Raw genomic sequence first — 13,780 nt, 5'->3', positions numbered from 1 at the left:
TTTCACATGAAGCGCATCTTGAAGCGGCGGCCCTTGATGGTGCCGTTGGCCAGCTTGTCGTAAGCCTCGTCGGCAATGGATCGCTTCAGGGCGACGAAGGTCACGAAATCGAACACGTCGATTTTCCCCAGGCTGTCGAAGGGCAGCCCGGCGTCCTTGGTCAGCGCGCCGACCAGGTCGCCGGCCCGCAGCTTGTTCTTCTTGCCGCCTTGTATGCACAGGGTGATCATGGGCGCCTCCGGCGGCCGGCCGGCCGAGCGGGGCAGGGAATGCAGGCGCCGCCATGGCAGGGGCTTGCCCTGGTATTCCTCGATGCGTTGGGCCCGATGCCGTTCCTGCGGCGAAACCAGGCTCAGGGCCAGGCCTTTCGTGCCGCCGCGTCCGGTGCGGCCGATGCGATGCACGTGCACCTGGGGCTGGGCCGCGAGTTCGACGTTGAGCACGGCGTCGACCGACTGTATGTCCAGGCCGCGCGCCGCGACGTCGGTGGCCACGAGCACCGAGCAGCTCTGGTTGGCGAACTGCACCAGTATGTCTTCGCGATCGCGCTGTTCCAGGTCGCCGTGCAGGGCCAGTACCGAAAAACCGCTTTGCTGCAGAAACTCGGCCAGCTCGTGGACCGCGGCCTTGGTATTGCAGAATGCCAGGGTGGAGACGGGGCGGAAGTGGGTGAGCAGGCGGGCCACGGCGGCGAGGCGCTGGTCGGCCTCGACTTCGTAGAAATGTTCTTCGAGCCGGCTTTCGGGCAGCAGGGCCTTGATGCGCACTTCGACGGGGTCGCGCAGAAAGCGGGCGGCGATTCTTTGCACGTTGTCCGGATAGGTGGCGGAAAACAGCAGGGTCTGCCGCTTGCGCGGGCAGGCGGCGGCGATGTCCACCATGTCGTCGTGAAATCCCATGTCCAGCATGCGATCGGCCTCGTCCAGGACGAGGGTGCGCAGGCCGGACAGGTCGACGGTGTTGCGCTGCAGATGGTCGCGGAAGCGGCCGGGCGTGGCGACGATGATGTGGGCGCCATGGCGCAGGGAATCGATCTGGCGTTCGAGCGAGGCGCCGCCCGCCAGAACCAGCACTTTGATGTTGCCGGCATGCCGGGCCAGCCGCCTGAGCTCCTGAGCCACTTGGGCGGCCAATTCGCGCGTGGGGCAAAGCACCAGCGCCTGGGTGCCGAACCAGGCGGGCTTGAGCGTATGCATGATGCCCAGGCCGAAGGCGGCGGTCTTGCCGCTGCCTGTCATGGCCTGGGCGATCAGGTCGCGCCCTTCCAGGATGGCCGGCAGGCTTTGCGCCTGGATGGGGGTCATCCGCGCGTAGCCGAGCTGGTCGAGGTTGTCGAGCACGGGGCGCGAGAGCGCCGTGCTGCTGAACGAAAGGGAGGTGCTCACGGTGCCGCTTGCCAAATAGCTGAAGAAGGCCGATTTTAGCAGGGCCAGCCCCGGCTGCTTAGAGTTAGGCAAGCCCGGTCCACATTATGCTCAGGCGGCCAGGGCGGCCAGTTCCGTGATGGAACCGATCGCCTTATTCATGGCGTTCTGCTTGGCGTCCGCGCCCATGTTGACGCCTTCGGCGCGCACGAACTGGACGTCGGTGATGCCGAAGAAACCGAAAATGGTCTCGAGGTAGCTTTCCTGATGCTCGAGGGCGCGGCCCTGCTCGGACGATGAATAGGCGCCGCCCCGGGAGGAGGCGACGATGACCCGCTTGCCGCCCGCCAGGCCCACGGAGCCGTTCTCGGTGTACTTGAAGGTGCGCCCGGCTTGGGCGAGCCGGTCGATCCAGGCTTTGAGCTGGCTGGGTATGGTGAAGTTGTACATGGGGGCGCCGACGACGACGACGTCGGCTTCGAGGAACTGGCTGATCAATGCTTCAGAGCGCTGGTTCTCGCGGCGCTGTATGTCGGACAGTTCGGCGGCGTCGGGCGGCAGGCGAAAGCCGAGGGAGTCGGCGGAAAGATGGGAGGGGGCCTGGGCGGCGAGGTCGAGGTACTGGACTTCGATATCGGCCTGGGTGTCGACGTAGTGGTCGACGATGCGCCGGGTCAGTTCACGGGAAACGGAGGCGTCGCCGGTGATGGCGGAGTCGATGTGCAGCAGTTTGGTTGTCATGGATGGTTCCCCGGTATGTTTGTTTGGCTCGTGGTCTTTGCGCTTGCCGCGTTGGCGGCGGCCCGTTGCAGGGGCGGTTTTTTGTCAAAGGCTGAAGCTAGTAAGGAAAATGGTAGCCAATAGGAGTTGGCTTGATTAGCCGGTCGTCTCGGAACTTGTTGTTCCATTTTTGGGTTTAATGCTGTGTTTTTGGATGGGTATGGCCCATTTGGATGTCTTGTGTTCATTGCCGCCGGGGGGATATGCATGTGGGGGCGTGGGGGCTTGGAGTACTTAAGCCGGCGCGGGGCGGGTTTGTATTTTGGGCGCCGCTCGCTGCGGCCCGGCTTTGCCGGGCTTCCCTCCTACCCTATCATTTTCGGGGCGCCCGCAAAACTCACGGGCGGCGGACCAGTGGTCCGCCAAGCGTGCCCGTTCAAACAGTTGCGGGCTTGCCTCCCCGAAAATGACAGGGTACTCGGCTTGCTCGGACGTCGCCCAAAATACAAACCCACCCCACGCCTCAAGATTTCGAATTTTGTGGCCTCGCACGCGAGCCGTCTCCTTGCTCCAATGCACCCCCCCCCCGCAGCACAGGGACGGGGCTAGAAGTTAAGAGACCCCCAAAATTAAGAGATCCCAAAAAGGCCCTGAAAGTTAGGAGGCCCCGAACATCCCGGCCTGAAAATCCTCGAACGCCTGGATCAACTCCTGCCTCGTGTTCATCACGAAAGGCCCGTGCTGGGCTATCGGTTCGCGCAGCGGCATGCCGGCGATCAGCAGGACCCGCGCCGGGCCGTCGCTTTGCAGAACCACCCCGTCCGAATCGGGATCGTTGCGCAGGATCGCCATCCTTTGCTCGCCCACGGCCTCGTCGCCCACCCGGACATTGCCCCGGTAGACGTACACAAAGGCGTTGGCCGCCGCGGGCAGCGACTGGCGGAAGATATCAGGCCCCTCGAAGTGGATGTCCAGATAAAGGGGCTCCGTGACGGCCCTCTGCATCGCCCCTTCCATCCCGTGGGTGGAGCCGGCGATGACACGGACGCGGACGTCGCCGACGCGGGCCTCGGGGATTTCTTCGCTTTGGATGTCCCGATACCAGGGCTGGGTCATTTTGTCCCGGGACGGCAGGTTCAGCCAGAGCTGGAAGCCTTCCATCCGGCCCGCCTCCTGCTCGGGCAGTTCTGAATGGACGACGCCGCGTCCCGCGGTCATCCATTGGACACCGCCGTTCTGCAGCAGGCCCTCGTGGCCGTAGCTGTCGCGGTGGCGCATGCGCCCGGCGATCATGTAGGTGACGGTCTCGAAGCCCCGGTGGGGATGGTCGGGGAAGCCGCGGATGTAGTCGTCGGCCTCGTCGCTGCCGAAGGCGTCGAGCATCAGGAAGGGGTCGAGCCTGCGCTGCAGGTCCTGGGTCAGGACGCGGGTCAGCTTGACGCCGGCGCCGTCGGAGGTGGGCATGCCGGCGACCAGCCGCTCTATGCTGCGCGGGTGGTCGACGCGTTCGGATTGGAGGGTGGCTGTGCTCATGGTGTTTTCTCGCTGGAAGGGGCCGGCGGGACCGCGGCGGCTTGGAAGCTGGGCCCTTGACGGTCTCGGCGACACGGTTTCGTTCACGATTTCATTATATGGACCGCCTGAGCGGCGCAGAAGAGCGCTTTTGGGAACGCATTGTTGCACCGGTGGGTGAATGATGGGGTCTGGCGCGTTCTACCGGAAACAGGCCGGAGGCGCCCCGCAGTTGAAGTAAGCCGGGCGGTGCGCGTTTTTTACGATGGTGTACAATCGCCCCGTCATCAGGGAGTAGCCGCGTCCCGCAATGGGGCGGTCTGCGTCAACATACTTGGCCGCACAGGGCCATGGCGCAAACAGCTCGGGCCTTTCGTCCGCAGTAGCCTGGCAAGACTTTTGACCGCTGGATCCCGCCGTCGGCCGGGGCCTGGTGGTCGATCGTGCAACGCCGGCTATGGATATTCAACACAATGCAAGCTTTCCTCGTTTCCACCGGTGTGGTCGCGCTGGCCGAGATCGGCGACAAGACGCAACTGCTGGCTTTCATTCTTGCCGCGCGATTCAGGCGTCCGTGGCCCATCATCGCGGGCATCGTCTGTGCCACCTTGGTGAATCATGGCCTGGCCGGCGTGCTGGGAGCATGGATCACGACGGCGGTCGAGCCGTCGACCCTGCGCTGGCTGCTGGGACTGTCCTTCATTGCCATGGCCGCCTGGGTGTTGATACCCGACAAGATGGACGACGACGCTGCGCCGTCGGCCGGCAGGATGGGCGTTTTCGGCGCCACTCTGGTCGCCTTCTTTCTGGCCGAGATGGGGGACAAGACCCAGGTGGCGACGGTGGCGCTGGCGGCCAATTATGCGTCGGTGACGGCGGTGGTGCTGGGCACGACGCTGGGCATGCTGATCGCCAACGTGCCCGCGGTGCTGATCGCCCGGAAGTTCGTCGAGCGCGTGCCGATGAAGCTGGTGCATACCCTGGCCGCGATCATTTTCGCAGTGCTGGGCGTGTTGACCCTGTCCGGGGTGGGACAGGGCCTGTTCTAGCGAGAGAGGTCAGGCGCGCAGCGTCTTGAGCGCCTCGGCCCAGCGATGCAGTTCGTCCAGCATGGTGTTCGCGGCCGTGTCGATGAGCTCGTTGGACTTGAACTTGCGGTTTTCGTCCAGCAGCGTGGCCACCATGGGAATGGCCACGCCTTCGACCATGGGCATCATCTTCAGCGTGGTGACCAGCTGCTTTTCCAGCTGCACCGCGCGCATGCCGCCCGAGACGCCGCCGTAGCTCACGAAGCCGCAGGGCTTGTAATTCCACTCTTTATAGACGTAGTTCAGGGCGTTCACGAAGGAGGGCGGCGGGCCGTAGTTGTATTCGGGCGTCACGAAGGCATAGGCGTCGGCCTGCGAGACGCTGGCGCTCCAGGCCTTGGTGTGCTCTTTTTCGTATTTGCGCTGCACCGGATGATTGGCCTCATCGTAAAGAGGCAGGTTGAAATCGGCCAAGTCGACCAGCGAGGCGTCGAACTTGCCGTGCCGGGCGGCGAAATCCTTGAACCACGTGCCGACCGAGGGGCCTACGCGGCCGGGCCGGGTGCTGCAGATAATGACTTGAAGCTTGAGCGACATATTTCGATCTCCAGGTGTATTGAGTGACCCAATCCGCATTCTACACATCTGCCGGGCGCGCTACTTGCTGGGAAAGCGATGCGACAACTTCGAGGAAAAAGCCATGAATAAAACGCTCATCGCCACGACCGGTATTCTTCTATGCGCCGGGCTGGCCGCCTGCACGACCCCGAGGGACGCGACCCAGCTTTCGCAAAAGACGGTGCATTACGCCTGCGGTCCCCAGGGCGCTCAGCAGCCCTTGACCGTGCAATACACTTTCCAGGGAGGCGAGGCGCTGGCCGCCAAGGTCATCTACAACACTCAGGCGGTGGACCTGACGCGCGCCACGGCCAGCAACGCCGACATGGTGGGCAATACTTTCCGCGGCAACGGCTACACCTGGACGACCGACAAGTTCAACTATGACACTGTCGGCGAGACCCACGGCAATATGCTGACCCAGGACGTCGTCCAGACCGTCAATGGGCAGCAGACCACGGTCAGCAACATCATCGCCAACAATTGCATGGTGGCGGGCCCCGTCAGAACCCATCCCAACAACGCGGCGACCAATCCCCAATGAACGAGCTTTGCGCCGTGGCGCGCTTCATGCAGGACCACGGCCTGCTCCTGGTGACCGCCGAGTCCTGCACGGCGGGACTCATCGCGGCCCGCCTGGCCGATGTTCCGGGAGCTGGGCAGCTGCTGGATTGCGCCTTTGTGGTGTATTCGCCAGAAGCCAAGAAACAGTGCCTGAGAGTCAGCGAGCAGACCCTGCGGGAACATAATCTGACCAGCGAGGCGGTTGCCTTGGAGATGGCGCGTGGCGCCATGGCCAATAGCCGCCGCGCCAACGTCGCCATTGCCAACACCGGCCTTGCAGACGACAGCGACGACGAGATCCCCGCTGGCACGCAATGCTTCGCCTGGGCGTTCCGGGACGGGAAGGGCGGCGCGCCGACGCTGTACTCGGAGACGCGGCGCTTTTCAGGCGACCGCAGCGAGATCCGCGAGGCCAGCGCGCTGTATGCCCTGCAGGGCATACAGCGGTATTTCCAACAAGCCGGTGCGTTACGGGATGGCGCCGTACAAACGATTGCCGCCCGCACGGGCGCTTCGTTTTCCTAGATCGAAACGATTCGAAGCCCGCCGGACGGCGTTCGCCGCCGGCAGGAACCTGGCTCACTGCTGCGGATGGGGGCTGCGCAGCGGATCGAAATCCTCCCAGCGGCCCTGGTTCCAGCGCCCGTGGGCGCGTTCCACCTCTTTGCCTCCGGCATTGCGCAGCAGGGCGGCGATTTCGGACTGGTGTTCAGGCGTGGTATGGACGGCCAGCAAGACTCCGGCGCGGCGTCCTTCAGTGGCCTTGGCGCGGGCTGCTTCGAAGCGGCCCCGCCGACGCGGGCGGCCAAGAGAATACATGGCGCCGGCCAGCGAGCCGATATAAGCGCCCACGGCCACGCCGCCCACGACGGGCAGGGTGGAATGAGCGAACAGCCAGCCGATCACCCCGCCCAATACCGCGCCGGCGAGACCCACGATGGCGGCGCCGGCGACCGCCGTCGCGGGCGCGCCTTTGGAGTTGGGGTCGGCGGCGCGATCACCCCCTAACGGGAAGCGGTCGTGCCATCCGGCCGGATTGACGAAGAAGGTGTGCAAATCATCTCCCGTCACGCCTTCGCTCATGAGCGAGGCGGCGGCTCTTTCGGCATCCTCGAATGTATCGAAACGGGCGGCTACGATCAGTGCCATGCTGCATCCTCCTTCTTCGTGTATTTGCTGCCGGGGATGCCCCCAGCGCGGCATCCATACAAGGAACACAGCAATAATCATGCCGTAGCCATGCCTGGTCGACCGGCGGGGAGCGCGCTCGCCGTCTACGCTGTATAGGGCCATGCGCCCTTGTTTCAAGGCCATCCCGCCGATTTTTCCAACGCGTTTATCCCTGTTGCTCGTATGGATGTTCCCTCGTTTCCACATATTTCAAGTTAATATTCTAAATGAGAATTAATCTCATTCAGGAAAATGTAAGAATCGCGAGGAGAAAGCAACCATGCGCCCCACCCCGACCCTGCTTGGGTCTTCCCTGGCCCTTGCTCTGGCCACCCCCCATCTCGTGTTCGCTCAGGCGAATCCCCAGACATCCGCGGGCAGCGGCGGCACGCAAAGGCCGGCCCTGCTGTCGCCCGTGACCGTCAGGGGCGTGGACGACCGTCCCTACATGACGCCCGAGGCGTCCCAAAGCAAATTCACCGCGCCGTTGGTGGACACGCCCAAGTCGGTACAGGTGATTCCGCGCGCGGTCATTCAGGACAGCGCCGCCACTTCGCTGGAAGACGTGCTGCGCAACTCTCCCGGCATCACTTTTGGCGCGGGCGAGGGCGGACAGCCCCTGGCCGACCGGCCCTTCATACGAGGCAGTTCTTCGGGCGGCAGTATTTACGTCGACGGCATACGCGATCCCGGCGGCCAGACGCGGGAAATTTTCAATCTGGAAGGGGTGGAAGTCGTGCGCGGCGCCGATTCGGCCTATGGCGGCCGGGGGTCTGGCGGCGGCAGCATCAACCTCGTCAGCAAGCGGGCCAGGCTGGGCAGCTTCACCGAGGGTTCGCTCGGCTACGGCAGTGATGGATATCTGCGCGCCACCATGGACGGAAACTGGCAGTTCAACGACCGCTCGGCCTTTCGCCTGAACGTGCTGGGCGCGAAGGGCAATGTGGCCGGCCGCAACCAGGTCGACTACGAGAAGCTGGGCATCGCTCCCTCGCTGTCGCTGGGCCTGGGTACGCCCACCCGGCTCACATTCAGCTTTTATCACTTGAACACCGACGACATGCCCGACTATGGCGTGCCGACGGCCCGCAAGGCGCCGGAGCTGTCCGCCGGCGACACGGGCATACTGGACGTCGACCGCGACACCTTCTACGGGCTGTACGATCGCGACTTCCGCAAGACCCGGGCCGACATCGGCACCATCGAGATAGAGCACGACCTAAGCGAGCGGCTGACGCTGCGCAATGCCATCCGCTACGGCGAAACCGTCAACGACTATGTGGTGACCAATCCCGGCGACGGTACGGTTCTGATGAACCCGGCCGATGGCCAGTACTGGCTGCAGCGCGGCACCAAGTCGCGCTGGCAGAAGAGCACCATGCTGACCAACGTGACCGAGTTGAACGGCCAGGCCGATACCGGACAGCTCAAGCATCGCTTCAATTTCGGCATCGAGCTCTCGCGCGAAACCATTCGCAATGCCAGCTACAACATTGCCACGACGTCCGGCCGGGCCTGCCCGGCGGTGTTCGGCGCGGGCGAGATGGACTGCACGCCCTATCTGTCTCCCGACCCGAGCGACCCCTGGTCGGGTTCGGTGGAGCGCGCGCCGCTGAGCCTGGACGCCCATTCCTCGACTCAGGCCGTCTATCTATTCGACACGATCGACGTGTCCGAGGCCTTTCAGGTCAACGCCGGCCTGCGCTATGACCGCTACCGCATCTCGGGATCGCAGAGCGGACGCGGCGGATCGGTCGAAGGCAGCAGCCGCTGGAATACCTTCAACTATCAGTTGGGCCTGGTCTACAAGCCGGCCCCCAACGGCAGCGTGTATGTGTCTTATGCCACGGCGTCGACGCCCCCGACGGTCAGCGGCGGCGACCAGGAGGGCATCGTTCAGGACATGAGCGAGCTCAAGCCCGAGAAAAGCAGCACCATCGAGCTGGGCACCAAATGGAATGTGCTGGATGAACGCCTGGGCCTGACCGCCGCCCTGTTTCAGACCGATCGCAAGGATGCCCAGATCGAAATCGAGCCCGACGTGTTCGAGCAGGCGGGCAAGACGCGGGTGCGAGGCCTGGAGCTGGGCATCGCGGGCCAGATCACGCCGAAATGGGGCGTGTATGGCGGCTATACCTATATGGACAGCGAACTGCTGCGGGGCGCCTACAGCGGGGTCAACGAAGGAGATCCGCTGGCCAACACGCCCAAGCACAGCTTCAGCCTGTGGACCACCTACAAGCTTATGCCCGCGCTGACTGTCGGGGCGGGCGCCTACTACGTGGGCAAGCGCTTCGGCGGCAACCAGGGCGGCGCGGGCGGCGGGGCCAATGCCGTCTATATGCCCTCGTACTGGCGTTTCGACGCCATGGCGGCCTACCAGCTCAACAAGAACCTGGCGCTGCAGCTCAATGCGCTGAACATCGGCGATAAAAAATACTACAGCCGCACCAACGGCGTCCATCACGCCGACTTCGGGCCCGGCCGTCAGGTCATACTGAGCGCCAATCTGCGCTATTGAACGCCAGGCCCCTGGACGGTGCTAAGCGCGGCCCGTGCGCGGGCCGCTTTTCTTGTCCAGGACGGCGGGCGTGTCGTCCTGCGGCTTGAATGCCGAGCGCGATGCGCCGACCGGGTTCGGGTCGCCGTCGAAGCGGGTCGCCTTGGCGTCTTCGGCCTCCGGCCGCTTGCTCTCGTCGTGGGCGGGGCGCTTGGTTCCGGACGATGCCTGTTCACGCGCGGCCCGGGCCGCCTTGGCCCGGTCTTTGGAGTCGGATTGGGTCATGGCATTTCCTCAGGAGCTGCGAGAGGCGGCGGACATTTCATTGGCCCGGTCCGCCCAATCGACCCAGGCGACGGCAAGCAGCAGCGCTACGCCCAGGGCATACAGAATCAGTGGAATGCTTTCATGCGACATGACGATCTCCCTGACAGTGAGTGGTAAAGCGGGTTGACACTGGCGGCAGCACCAGCAATTGGCGTGCCCGGGGAGAGAAGAGCCGGATCCGGAATGGTTTGAGCCGGATCCGTATCGGCGCAAAGAGGCCGCCGCATTTGCGGGCCGGCCTGTCCGAGCCTTTCGGACGTCAGTCGGTGATGTCAACTTCCTTGGTTTCCTTGCCGAGCAACAGGGCGAGCAGGGTGAGGGCGCTCATGGCCGACAGATACAGGCCCACCAGCGTGGGGCTGCCTTTGCCCATGTCCCACAGCCAGACCGCGACGAAGGGGGCCAGCGCCGCGCCCAGGATCGACGAGACGTTATAGGAAATGCCCGAGCCCGTGTAGCGGACGTTGGTGGGAAACAGTTCGGGCAGCAGGGCGCCCATGGGGCCGAAGGTCCATCCCATGAGGCTGAAGCCGATGATCAGCCATGCCATGACGCCCACGAATCCGGCGTTCAGCAGCGGCGTCCATACCAGCCCGAACAGGATGATGACGAGTGTGACGGCGATGAGCGTCTTGCGGCGCCCGAAGCGATCGGCCCAGGGACCGGACAGCAGCGTGAACACACCGAAGAACATGACCCCGGCGATCAGCATCATGACGAAATCGTTATAGCTGTATCCCAGACCCGAAAGCTGTCCCACGGCCGGATCCACCGGCGCGCGGCCATAGCTGAGCGAGAAGGTGGTCATCAGATAGAACAGCACGTAGGTGGCCAGCATGTAGAACGTGCCCAGAATCAGCTCGCGCCAGTGGGTGCGAGCCACTTCGCGCAGGGGCAGCTTGACCACCTTGCCCGTGTTCACCGCCTTGGAGAAAGCCGTGCTTTCCACCAAGTGCAGGCGCACCCACAGGCCCACGATGACCATGATGGCCGAGAACAGGAAGGGAATGCGCCAGCCCCAATCCAGGAAGGCCTGCGAGGGGCGGGACGGATCGTCGGAGGGCATCAGGGCCGCGACGATGAGGAACAGGCCGTTGGCAATGATGAAGCCCAGCGGCGCGCCCAATTGCGGAAACGTGCCGTACAGGGCCCGCTTGCCCTTGGGCGCGTTCTCGGTCGCCACGAGCGCGGCTCCCGACCACTCGCCGCCGATCGCGAAGCCCTGGGCCAGCCGCAGCAGCACCAGCAGCGCCGGCGCAAACCAGCCGATGGCGTGATAGGTGGGCAGCAGGCCTATCAGGAAGGTCGCAATGCCCATGGTGAGCAGGGCGGCCACCAGCGTCGTCTTGCGTCCCACCTTGTCGCCCAGGTGTCCGAAGAAGACGGCGCCCAGGGGGCGCGCAATCATGGCGGCGCCGAAAATGGCAAAGGAGGAGAGCAGGGCGACGGTCTCGTTTCCGGGCGGAAAGAACAGGTGCGGAAAGACCAGCACCGCCGCCGTCGCATAGACGTAGAAGTCGTAGAACTCGATGGTGGTGCCGATGAGGCTGGCCAGGATGACGCGGGATTTTGAATTGGCGGGCTGCGCCGGGGACCGGACGGTCGAGGTGGTAGTGGACATGAAAGAGCTCGAGAAGGCGGCGCGCAGAGGGCCGGACCACGGCCGGTGAAACTTCCCTGCGAAAGGGCAGTATTGTACTTCAGCCCGGCGCCGACGCCGGATCCGGGCTGCCCGTGCGCCCGTCGGCCTGATAAGTGAAAGCCGGCGGCAGATTGGTGAACATGTCGAAGATCAGCTTGCGCATCCAGCTGTTGCCGGCGTCGTGATGGTAGCGTTCGTGCCAGTATTGCCGTACCTCGTACGACAGCGAAGGAAAAGGCAGCTCCAGCGGAAGTATGCGGCCCCCTAAAGCGAGCGTGCGGGCCAGCCGCGAGGGCACGATGGCCAGCAGGTCGGTCGACGTGATGATGCGCTCCAGCCCCAGGAACGACGACACCCTCACGGCCACCTTGCGCTGGACGCCGCGCTCCTCCAGCGCCTTGTCCAGCCGGGAGTGACCCGTGGTGGGCGCCACCAGGGCCAGATGCTGCTCTTGCAGGAATTGTTTCCGGGTCAGCGCTTTCGAAACCCTGGGATGGTCCGCGCGCGCAATGCAGGAATAGTTTTCGGCGAACAGCCGCTGCTGATAAAAGCCATGATGCAGGTCGATGGTGTAGCCGATCGCCAGGTCGAGCTTGCCGCTTTCCAGCAGATTGCCGGTCGAGGGATCCAGATCCACTGAATCGAGCTGGACCAGGGGCGCGCTTCGCCTCAGTGCGGCCACGATCTCGGGAAACATGACCAGTTGCGCCACATGGCTCAATCCGAGGCGGAACCGGCGGCTGGATGTGTCGGCGTCGAAAGGCTTGTAAGAGCCTCCTTCCGGGTTGAGCAGATTGATGGCTTGCTCGATATGGGGCAGCAGCTTCTCGAGAAACGGGGTGGCCATCATGCCTTCGGACGTGCGTACGAACAAGGGGTCGTCGAAATGGTCGCGCAAGCGGCCTAGCCGGATGCTGACGGCGGGCTGGCTGAGCCCTATCTGTTCGCTCGCGCCGGTCACGCTTCGCGCAGCGCGAATTTCCCTCAACAACAAAAAATCATAGAGATCCAGTTTGGAATGCGCCATGATGGACGTTCCCGGTAGGGGCTCGGACGAGAGGCGGGGCGCCCTCTCCATAAAAATTCACAATATGCGGTATTTGGCTCGGCTTATTGCGGGAGGAAAGGTAATCCCGGAAACTTTACTCCATTATCAAAGCAGCCATGTACCGGGGGCAAAAGGCAGCCGCCCGCCCGTGCACGGCCCAAAACCGCCCAGGACGCGGTCCGGCAAGGAGACGAACATGAATGCACCGCAGCCAGCTTGCAATATCGCCGATCGCGAAAGCTTCTACAAAAAGATCGACGGCGCCAGCATGACGCCGCTTTGGGAAGTCCTGCACGGCATCGTGACACCCTTTCCCCAGACGCCGTGCCTGCCGCACGTATGGAAATGGGCCACCAGTTATCCCTGGCTGCTGGAGGCGGGCGGGCTGATTTCCGCCAAAGAGGCCGAGCGGCGCGTCCTGGTCCTGGAGAACCCCGGCCTGCGTGGCCAGACGCGCATCACGCACAGCCTGTATGCGGGCCTGCAGCTCATCCTGCCGGGCGAGGTCGCGCCGGCGCATCGGCATTCCCAGTCGGCCCTGCGTTTCATTTTGTCCGGTTCGGGCGCCTATACCGCGGTCCAGGGCGAGAAAGTCGCCATGAACGTGGGCGACTTCGTCATTACGCCTTCCTGGACTTTTCACGACCACGGAAACCCGTCGGACGAACCCATGGTGTGGCTCGACGGCCTCGACCTGGCCATCGTGGAGCTGTTCGACGCCCAGTTCATGGAACGGGGTTCCGAGGACAGCCAGCAGACCTCCATCGAGGCGGGAACCAACCTGGCCGTGTTCGGCAACACCATGAAGCCGGTGGAATACAAGCCGCGCTCCCGCACCTCGCCCCTGTTCTGGTACCCGTACGAGCGCACCCGCGAGGCGCTGGAAACCATGCTTCAGCATGGCACCGAGCACGAATGCTGGGGCTACAAGCTGCAATACACCAACCCTGTCACGGGCGAATGGGCCATGCCCACCATGGGCCAGTTCATGCAATTGATGCCCAAAGGGTTCAAGGGACGCCCCTACCGCTCCACCGATTCGACCATCTATGTCGTGGTAGAAGGGTCGGGACGCTGCGTGGTAGGAGACACGGTCCTGCGGTTCGAGCCCAAGGACGTCTTCATTTGTCCTTCGTGGATGCCTTATCGCTTCGAGATCGACGCGGCCGACGACGTGGTGCTGTTCAGCTATTCCGACCGGCCGGCGCAACAGGCGCTGGATCTCTGGCGCGACCAGATCGGCTGAGCCAGCGCGTTCTCTTGATTGATTTGACCCGATGCCGATGA

14 protein-coding genes and 1 riboswitch are annotated in these 13,780 nt (G+C 63.9%); of the genes, 5 read left to right on the top strand and 9 right to left on the bottom strand.

Annotated elements, in window-relative coordinates; translation table 11 throughout:
• Window positions 1–2: 2 nt before the first annotated feature.
• The 3 genes from dbpA to CSC67_RS10145 form a co-directional block, all read right to left on the bottom strand.
• On the bottom strand, window positions 3–1,385 hold the full coding sequence (gene dbpA, locus CSC67_RS10155; protein WP_118994719.1) for an ATP-dependent RNA helicase DbpA: 1,383 nt from the start codon (window positions 1,383–1,385) through the stop codon (window positions 3–5).
• A gap of 90 nt (window positions 1,386–1,475) precedes the next feature.
• Window positions 1,476–2,105: an FMN-dependent NADH-azoreductase gene (locus CSC67_RS10150; RefSeq protein WP_118994420.1), complete on the bottom strand. Its 630-nt coding sequence runs from the start codon at window positions 2,103–2,105 to the stop codon at window positions 1,476–1,478.
• Between the two features lie 636 nt (window positions 2,106–2,741).
• Window positions 2,742–3,617, bottom strand: coding sequence for a pirin family protein (locus CSC67_RS10145; protein WP_118994419.1), 876 nt, complete (start codon window positions 3,615–3,617; stop codon window positions 2,742–2,744).
• Window positions 3,618–3,873: 256 nt separating this feature from the next.
• Window positions 3,874–4,053, top strand: a riboswitch (yybP-ykoY riboswitch).
• A gap of 16 nt (window positions 4,054–4,069) precedes the next feature.
• Here CSC67_RS10145 and CSC67_RS10140 point away from each other — a divergent pair.
• Window positions 4,070–4,645 carry a TMEM165/GDT1 family protein gene (locus CSC67_RS10140; protein ID WP_118994418.1) on the top strand — a complete coding sequence of 192 codons (576 nt, stop codon included), beginning with the start codon at window positions 4,070–4,072 and terminating at the stop codon, window positions 4,643–4,645.
• Between the two features lie 9 nt (window positions 4,646–4,654).
• Here CSC67_RS10140 and CSC67_RS10135 read toward each other — a convergent pair whose 3' ends face one another.
• Complete coding sequence (locus CSC67_RS10135; protein ID WP_118994417.1) at window positions 4,655–5,221, bottom strand: NADPH-dependent FMN reductase; 567 nt, start codon at window positions 5,219–5,221, stop codon at window positions 4,655–4,657.
• 103 nt (window positions 5,222–5,324) lie between these two features.
• On the opposite strand from CSC67_RS10135, the gene CSC67_RS10130 reads away from it, so the two are divergent.
• Together CSC67_RS10130 and CSC67_RS10125 are read left to right on the top strand one after the other, a co-directional pair.
• Window positions 5,325–5,786 (top strand): hypothetical protein, encoded by a 462-nt coding sequence (locus CSC67_RS10130; protein ID WP_118994718.1) that lies wholly within the window; start codon window positions 5,325–5,327, stop codon window positions 5,784–5,786.
• Window positions 5,783–6,331: a CinA family protein gene (locus CSC67_RS10125; protein ID WP_118994416.1), complete on the top strand. Its 549-nt coding sequence runs from the start codon at window positions 5,783–5,785 to the stop codon at window positions 6,329–6,331. Before CSC67_RS10130 ends, CSC67_RS10125 begins: the two co-directional genes overlap by 4 nt.
• Window positions 6,332–6,385: 54 nt before the next feature.
• Here the strand turns inward: CSC67_RS10125 and CSC67_RS10120 are convergent, their stop codons facing one another.
• On the bottom strand, window positions 6,386–6,955 hold the full coding sequence (locus CSC67_RS10120) for a hypothetical protein (protein WP_118994415.1): 570 nt from the start codon (window positions 6,953–6,955) through the stop codon (window positions 6,386–6,388).
• A 301-nt stretch (window positions 6,956–7,256) separates the two neighbouring features.
• Here CSC67_RS10120 and CSC67_RS10115 point away from each other — a divergent pair, with 301 nt between their 5' ends.
• Window positions 7,257–9,497 carry a TonB-dependent receptor gene (locus tag CSC67_RS10115; protein ID WP_118994414.1) on the top strand — a complete coding sequence of 747 codons (2,241 nt, stop codon included), beginning with the start codon at window positions 7,257–7,259 and terminating at the stop codon, window positions 9,495–9,497.
• A 21-nt stretch (window positions 9,498–9,518) separates the two neighbouring features.
• Here CSC67_RS10115 and CSC67_RS10110 read toward each other — a convergent pair whose 3' ends face one another.
• From CSC67_RS10110 to CSC67_RS10100, 4 genes are all read right to left on the bottom strand, one after another.
• Window positions 9,519–9,761 (bottom strand): hypothetical protein, encoded by a 243-nt coding sequence (locus CSC67_RS10110; protein WP_118994413.1) that lies wholly within the window; start codon window positions 9,759–9,761, stop codon window positions 9,519–9,521.
• Between the two features lie 9 nt (window positions 9,762–9,770).
• Window positions 9,771–9,893, bottom strand: coding sequence for a hypothetical protein (locus tag CSC67_RS21650; protein ID WP_280813190.1), 123 nt, complete (start codon window positions 9,891–9,893; stop codon window positions 9,771–9,773).
• A 169-nt stretch (window positions 9,894–10,062) separates the two neighbouring features.
• Window positions 10,063–11,424 (bottom strand): MFS transporter, encoded by a 1,362-nt coding sequence (locus CSC67_RS10105; RefSeq protein ID WP_118994412.1) that lies wholly within the window; start codon window positions 11,422–11,424, stop codon window positions 10,063–10,065.
• A gap of 79 nt (window positions 11,425–11,503) precedes the next feature.
• A complete protein-coding gene (locus CSC67_RS10100) occupies window positions 11,504–12,472 on the bottom strand; it encodes a LysR family transcriptional regulator (protein ID WP_245220193.1) in 969 nt (322 codons plus the stop codon).
• A 217-nt stretch (window positions 12,473–12,689) separates the two neighbouring features.
• On the opposite strand from CSC67_RS10100, the gene gtdA reads away from it, so the two are divergent.
• Window positions 12,690–13,739, top strand: coding sequence for a gentisate 1,2-dioxygenase (gene gtdA / locus CSC67_RS10095; RefSeq protein ID WP_118994411.1), 1,050 nt, complete (start codon window positions 12,690–12,692; stop codon window positions 13,737–13,739).
• Window positions 13,740–13,780 lie beyond the last annotated feature (41 nt).

The organism is Pusillimonas caeni (assembly GCF_003545815.1).
GTDB classification, from domain to species: Bacteria; Pseudomonadota; Gammaproteobacteria; order Burkholderiales; family Burkholderiaceae_B; genus Pusillimonas; species Pusillimonas caeni.
Note: the sequence above shows the minus strand (reverse complement) of the source record. Positions and strands in the feature narration are given on the sequence as shown.